General features: G+C 62.1%; 8 protein-coding genes. 7 read left to right on the top strand and 1 reads right to left on the bottom strand.

Annotation, left to right across the window (positions count from 1 at the left end; genetic code table 11):
- The first annotated feature begins 16 nt into the window (after nucleotides 1-16).
- The 6 genes from GIW04_RS03095 (at nucleotide 17) to GIW04_RS03120 (ending at nucleotide 4920) form a co-directional block, all read left to right on the top strand.
- A complete protein-coding gene (locus tag GIW04_RS03095) occupies nucleotides 17-379 on the top strand; it encodes a DUF4810 domain-containing protein (RefSeq protein WP_032901737.1) in 363 nt (120 codons plus the stop codon).
- Nucleotides 376-1026 carry a DUF799 domain-containing protein gene (locus GIW04_RS03100; protein ID WP_005783625.1) on the top strand — a complete coding sequence of 217 codons (651 nt, stop codon included), beginning with the start codon at nucleotides 376-378 and terminating at the stop codon, nucleotides 1024-1026. The genes GIW04_RS03095 and GIW04_RS03100 overlap by 4 nt, the downstream gene beginning before the upstream one ends.
- A gap of 201 nt (nucleotides 1027-1227) precedes the next feature.
- The gene (locus tag GIW04_RS03105; protein ID WP_120247786.1) at nucleotides 1228-2850 is read left to right on the top strand and encodes a vWA domain-containing protein; all 1623 of its coding nucleotides are present in this window, start codon (nucleotides 1228-1230) and stop codon (nucleotides 2848-2850) included.
- Nucleotides 2851-3044: 194 nt separating this feature from the next.
- Entirely contained in the window at nucleotides 3045-3617 is a 573-nt protein-coding gene (locus GIW04_RS03110; RefSeq protein ID WP_120247787.1) for an RNA polymerase sigma factor, read from the top strand.
- On the top strand, nucleotides 3614-4156 hold the full coding sequence (locus GIW04_RS03115) for a hypothetical protein (protein ID WP_120247788.1): 543 nt from the start codon (nucleotides 3614-3616) through the stop codon (nucleotides 4154-4156). The genes GIW04_RS03110 and GIW04_RS03115 overlap by 4 nt, the downstream gene beginning before the upstream one ends.
- A 140-nt stretch (nucleotides 4157-4296) precedes the next feature.
- The gene (locus GIW04_RS03120) at nucleotides 4297-4920 is read left to right on the top strand and encodes a LysE family translocator (protein ID WP_034134590.1); all 624 of its coding nucleotides are present in this window, start codon (nucleotides 4297-4299) and stop codon (nucleotides 4918-4920) included.
- A gap of 36 nt (nucleotides 4921-4956) precedes the next feature.
- On the opposite strand, the gene GIW04_RS03125 is transcribed toward GIW04_RS03120, so the two are convergent.
- Nucleotides 4957-5988 (bottom strand): SDR family oxidoreductase, encoded by a 1032-nt coding sequence (locus tag GIW04_RS03125; RefSeq protein WP_120247789.1) that lies wholly within the window; start codon nucleotides 5986-5988, stop codon nucleotides 4957-4959.
- A 116-nt stretch (nucleotides 5989-6104) separates the two neighbouring features.
- On the opposite strand from GIW04_RS03125, the gene GIW04_RS03130 reads away from it, so the two are divergent.
- Nucleotides 6105-6776 (top strand): LysR family transcriptional regulator (locus GIW04_RS03130; RefSeq protein WP_236478930.1); only part of this gene is annotated, 672 nt, incomplete at its 3' end.

Here is a 6776-nt window from a genome sequence, read left to right on the forward strand (position 1 = left end):
AAGGAGCAGTACACGGATGAGCAAGGCAGTGAAATTGGCGCTGACGCTGGCAGCAGTCGCAACGGTAACCGGGTGCCAGACGGCGCCCCAGCCCCTGTATCAATGGGAGAGCTACCAGCCGCAGGTTTACGAGTACTTCAAAGGCGAGCCCAAGGAAGCACAGGTGGAAGCACTGGAGCGCGATCTGCAGAAGATCAACGCCAGTGGCCGCAAGGCGCCGCCGGGTTACCACGCGCACCTGGGCATGCTGTACATGAACATGGGCAAGGATGACCAGATGGTGCAGGAGTTTCGCACCGAGAAGGCGCTGTTCCCTGAGTCTGCTGCGTACATGGACTTTCTGTTGAAAAACGCCAAAGCCGGAGTCGCCACCAAATGAGCCTGTTAAAACTCACCGGCGCCTTGCTGGCCCTGGCGTTGCTCGGCGGTTGCGCCGCGCCCAAGACGGTTGATTATTCGGCGTACAAACAGGCGCGGCCCAAGTCGATCCTGGTACTGCCGCCGATCAATGAATCGCCGGAAGTGCAGGCGTCCTACAGCCTGGTGTCGCAAGTCACCTACCCGCTGGCCGAAGCCGGCTACTACGTGTTGCCGATTGCCCTGGTGGACGAAACCTTCCGCCAGAACGGCCTCACCACCGCCAACGATATCCAGGCCGTACAACCGGCCAAGCTGCATGACATCTTTGGTGCGGACGCGGCGCTGTACATCACCATCAGCGAGTACGGCACCCAGTACATGCTGATCTCCAGCGACACCTCGGTGACGGCCTCGGCCAAACTGGTAGACCTGCGCACCGGCACCACCCTGTGGACCGGTTCTGCGCGGGCGTCGAGCGAAGAGGGTAACAACAACGGTGGCGGCCTGGTGGGCATGTTGATCACGGCGGCGGTCAAGCAGGTGATCAACAGCTCTACCGATGCGGCGCACCCGATTGCCGGTATCACCAGTGCGCGGTTGCTGTCGGCAGGGCAACGCACCGGCATCTTGTACGGCCCGCGTAACCCCAAGTACGGCACAGACTAAGAGAACACCGCCATTCAACTGTGGGAGCTGGCTTGCCTGCGATAGCGGTGTGTCAGGCAGCCTTTCCAGCACTGGCCCACCGCTATCGCAGGCAAGCCAGCTCCCACATTGATCGGGGTGAATTTCGAGGGTTTAACCCGAACCCAACCTATCTCGCGTCTGACCTTGTGAACGGCTCATTCATTCACGAGGCTCAGCCCCATGTCCCGCCCTCTGCTTTACCTGCGTCCCGCTGCCCAAGGCTTTACCGTTACCCTGCTGGTAGCGCTGGCCGGGTGTGGGCTGTCTTCCTCACCCGAGGTGGCCAAACCGACACCGCCCGTCGCCGAGCTGCACAGCGCGCCAGTTGAGGGCGCGATGGCCAAACGTATGGCCATGCCGGCACCGATGGCGGTGCGTGAAATGGCGATGATGAATGACCGCAGCGAACCCCGCGAGCAATACGCCAACCTGCCCGACAACCCCGTGCACCGCGTCGCCGAAACCCCGGTCTCCACCTTCAGCGTGGATGTCGACACGGGCAGCTACGCCAACGTACGGCGCTTCCTCAACCAAGGCCGCCTGCCGCCCGAAGGCGCGGTGCGATTGGAAGAAATGGTCAACTACTTCCCCTACAATTACGCACTGCCCACCGATGGTTCGCCCTTTGGCGTCACTACCGAAGTCGCCACCACGCCGTGGAACCCGCGCACCAAACTGCTGCGCATTGGCATCAAGGCCTCCGATAAAACCGTGGCCGAACTGGCGCCCGCCAACCTGGTGTTCCTGGTGGACGTGTCCGGCTCCATGGACCGCCGCGAAGGCTTGCCGCTGGTCAAAAGCACGCTGAAATTACTGGTGGATCAACTGCGTGATCAGGACCGTGTGTCACTGGTGGTCTACGCCGGTGAATCCCGCGTGGTGCTCAAGCCCACCTCGGGCAGTGAAAAAGCCAAGATCCGCAACGCTATCGAGCAACTCACCGCCGGCGGCTCCACCGCAGGCGCGTCCGGCATCGAACTGGCCTACCAGATGGCCCGCGAAGGCTTTATTGCCAACGGCATCAACCGCATCCTGCTGGCTACCGACGGCGACTTCAATGTGGGCATCAGCGATTTCGACAGCCTCAAGCAAATGGCCGTGGCCCAGCGCAAAAGCGGCGTATCGCTGACCACCCTCGGCTTTGGTGTGGATAACTACAACGAGCATCTGATGGAACAACTGGCCGACGCGGGCGACGGCAACTACGCCTACATCGACAACCTGCGCGAAGCGCGCAAAGTGCTGGTGGAGCAACTCAGTTCGACCCTGGCCGTGGTGGCGCGGGATGTGAAACTGCAGGTGGAATTCAACCCGGCCCAGGTCAGCGAATACCGCCTGCTGGGCTATGAAAACCGCGCCCTGAAGCGTGAGGATTTCAACAACGACAAGGTTGATGCCGGCGAGATTGGCGCAGGGCATACAGTGACCGCGCTGTATGAAATCGTGCCCAAGGGCGAGAAGGGCTGGTTGGAGCCTTTGCGCTATGCCGCTGCGCCTGCGACCGCAGGCAAGTCCGATGAGCTGGCGATGCTGCGGGTGCGCTACAAACCAGCTGCGGGCGGTAACAGCCAGTTGATCGAACGCCCTATCGCCAACCAGGCCACCCCAGCCAGCGACGACCTGCGCTTCTCGTCTGCCGTGGCCGCCTTCGCCCAACAGCTCAAGGGCGATGGCCGCTACACTGGCACCATGAGTGTACAAGACACCGCCAGATTGGCACGCTCGGCCCGGGGCGATGACCCCTTCGGGCTGCGCAACGAATTCGTGCAACTGGTGGAGCTGGCCCAAAGCCTCAAACCCTGATCTCGCTCACAACCGAGATCAAATGTGGGAGAGGGCTTGCTGCTAAAGCTTTTTGTAGGAGCGAGCTTGCTCGCGAAAAACTCACAGGCACCGCGTTTATCCAGGAAGCACGCGTTATCGTTGACGTTCTTCGCGAGCAAGCTCGCTCCTACAGTAATCCTGTTTCGGCTGACCAAAAGGAGTTCGCCCATTACATGGCCGTTCCAGACGACTCACCCAGCGACGAATCACTGCTGGCCCGCTACCGAACCGGTGACGCGGGCGCCTTCGAAGCCTTGTACACGCGCCACCGCCAGGGCCTGTACCGCTTCCTCGTGTCCCTGTGCAACAAAGCCGAACTGGCCGAAGAAATCTACCAGGACACCTGGCTCAGCCTCATCCGCAGCACCACCCAGCCACAAGGCCGGGCGAGTTTTCGCACCTGGTTGTTCCAGATCGCCCGCAACCGCCTGATCGACCATTGGCGCAAGCACGGCATCCACAACCCCCTGCATGACAGCTACGATGAACAGCTGCACGCCCAGGCCGACGACAGCGACGGCCCCGAGCAGCAACTGACCCTCAGCCGCGACCAGGCCCGCCTCGACGCCGCCCTGCAAGACCTGCCCGAAGACCAGCGCGAGGTGTTTTTGTTACGCCTGCATGGCGAGCTCGAAGTACCGCAAATCGCCACCCTCACCGGCGCCCCGCTGGAAACCGTAAAAAGCCGCTTGCGCTACGCCCTGCAAAAATTGCGGCGCCTGCTGGCCGAGGAGGTACCTGTATGACTGACTCCCGACACACCCCGGACGACGCGCTGCTCCAGCACTTTCGTCAACACAGCACGGGCGAACCGCCCGCGTCCCTCGACGCCTTCATCCTCAACGCTGCCCGCCGCGAAGCCCCCAAGCCCGCGCCCAACCTGTGGCAGCGTTGGCTGCGTGCATGCCAGCAACCGCGCTGGCAAATGGCATTCGCTAGCCTGGCCGGTGTGGCGTTGCTGGTGGGCGTGATCACGCGCACCCCCGAGTTGGACCCGGTACACAACACACGTCTCGCTGCCCCGGCCGCGTTCTCCGCGCCTGCGCCGATGAGCGCGCCGCCCCGTGTCGAGTCCTACAGCGCCGAAATGAGCAGCGATGCCTTGCCCCAAGGCAAGCTGGCCAAACGTGCTGCGCCGCAACCCCTTGAGCTTGGCTTGCAGGAAGTAGCGCGCCTGCGCGCGGCAGGGGATGAGGCGGGGGCGAGAGCGAAACTTGCCGAGTTGCAAAAGCGCTTCCCTGGGCAAAACCTGGAGGAGCGCCTCAAAGCCTTGCCGCCACACTGACCCCGTGGCGATGGTATCGCGCGATACCATCGCCGGCCTGGCGGCAATGGGTCATAAGCATATGAATTTATAGTCAGTAGCTGGGTGTGTAATTACTGCTAGTTTGCGTGGAGAGCTGCTGCCTCATACAAGGAGTTCTCATGTTTACAGCAGCATTGATCTACATCCTGGCGGTGATAAGCCCGGGCCCCAACTTCATCATTGTCAGCCGCTTCGCCTCGCTGGGCTCGGTGTCGACCGGTATCGGCGCGACCCTGGGCATCTGCACGGTCGGTGTGTTTTTCTCGACGATTTCGTTGCTGGGGCTGGCGGCTTTGTTGCACCAGTACCCGGCGTTTTCCAAAGTCGCCACGCTATGCGGCTCGGCGTACCTGCTGTACATCGCGTACAGCATCATCAAAAGCGTGCTGGCCAAGAACACTGGCACGGCCGAAAGCACCGCACCGGGCGCGACCAGCTTCGCCAAGGCCTACCGCGTGGGGGTGATCACCAATATCAGCAACATGAAAACCATCGCTTTCATGATCAGTATCTATGCCGGCTTTCTCTCGGTGCCGCGCTCGGAGATCGACAAAGTGCTGGTGGTGATGCTGTGCTCGACCCTGGAAGTCATCTGGTATTCAGTGGTGGCGCTGCTGTTCGGCCAAGGCCCGATCAAGGCGCTGTTCCTCAAGTACACCCGGCAGATCGACGTCGGGCTGGCCGTATTTCTGGTGGCGTTCTCACTGAACAACGCCATTCCTGTGCTGATCGCCAGTCGATGAGGTTGGGCTATGAAATATATGGCTTAAGGATGCGTTTCAAGCCTCGCCGTGAGCCCGGTACCAGCCCACCGTGTCCGTGAGGGTCTGCTCCAGCACGCGAAAACTCAGCCCCAGTTCCTCTTCACTTTTGCGGTGGTCAAAGCGGGTACGGTGCTCCTCGCGTATCAACAGCCGCAACGTCGCCATACTCAGCAAGATAGGCTTGCCAGTCAGGTACGCGTAGGCCTCTTGCACCGCTGCCAACAGATACAGCGCTGGCAGGGGCAGTTGGCGCGAGGGCACCTTGACCCCAGCAATACGCCCCAGCACCGGCATCAGCTGGCGCATGGTCAAGTTGCGACCGGCCGCGAGGTAGCGTTCGCCCCGTCGCCCGCTTTGGGCGGCGGCAATGTGCGCCCAGGCCACATCGCGGGCATCGACCAGAGAAAAGGTGCCCGGAATCAGCCCCGGCAACTTGCCGTTGATAACGTCCCTCACCAACTGTCCCGAAGACGTCGGCCCACGGTCACCCGGCCCCCACATCCAACCGGGCAAGACCATGCAAGCGTGCATCTGCGGATGGCTTTCAAGAAACCTCAACACCTCCCGCTCAGCCAGGATCTTGCTGCGGTAGTAGTCGTCCGCATCGGCTTCGGCCCGCAGGCACGTCTCGTCGATCGGCGTACCGGGGGCACCGTCGAGCACGGCAATCGACGAGGTGTGCACAAACCGTCGCACACCGGCGTCATACGCCTGTTGCAACAGGGCTCGCGTACCGACGACATTGATCTTTTCCAATTCCTCCCAATGGCTGCCGCCCTTGTAGTTATCCCGAAAAAACGCCGCGCAGTGAAACACCGTATCGCAGCCTTGCAACGCCGCCGCGAAGGCATCCACATCAGCCATGTCCCCCACCACCATCTCCACGCCCGGCACATCGCCGAACTGCTGCGCACCCTTGGCCGCCGAGCGCACCAGCGCCTTCACCGCATAACCCCGTGCGACCAGCTCCCGTACCAGGTTATTGCCCAGCAAGCCGGTGGCCCCGGTCACAAAGGTGCTGCGCAAGCGATTGGGGTTCGTGTTCATACAGGCCATTCCATTTGTTGAGAAGGCCAGTAGATATACCCGCGAGCCCGCGCCGTAAAAACAGCGCCTGCGGCATAATGGCTTTGCACATCTGCACACCAGGGAAGCGCGGAGATATGGCATTGCAGGCAAATTGGGACGATCTTCGACTGCTGCTGGCAGTCTCACGGCGCGGCAGCTTTTTACAGGCAGGCCAGTTACTCGGCATCGCGGCCTCTACCGTCTCCCGCCGCCTCACCCAACTGGAAGCCGCCCTGGGCGAGCCACTGGTGGAACGCGGCGTGGAAGGCTGCCGGCTCACCTCCCGAGGCCAAGCCCTGGTGGACGTCGCCCTGGCAGCCGAATCCGGCCTGCGCCGCCAGGCCCCCGTCGACGGCGCGCCAGCAATTCTCAGCGGCACCGTACTGGTCAGCGCCGGCGAAGGCTTTTCTGCCAGCGTGCTCGAAGCCGCCAGCCGCTTCACAGCGCAGCACCCAGGCTGCTCCGTAGAGCTGCAGGTCACCACCGACTTCCACAAAATCGTACGAGGCGTGGCCGACATCGCCATACGCACTGCACACCTGGGCGAACCTTCCCTGATCTACCGAGGGCTCGGCAAACTCGCTTACGGGGTCTTCGCAACTGCGGAATACCTGCAACGATTTCCCGCGTTAACTCCCGCCACTGCCGCCAGTATTGCCTTGCTGCCGCCGCTGGACCTGCTCCCGCAAATGCGCGCTGCGAAAGCTGCCGGGCTGGATCATGCGCCGATCAGAGTGAGTTCGTTTGCGGTGCAGCTTGAGTCGGTG

It is taken from the genome of Pseudomonas sp. PA-4-8C, assembly GCF_021606625.1.
GTDB lineage: Bacteria > Pseudomonadota > Gammaproteobacteria > Pseudomonadales > Pseudomonadaceae > Aquipseudomonas > Aquipseudomonas lactis.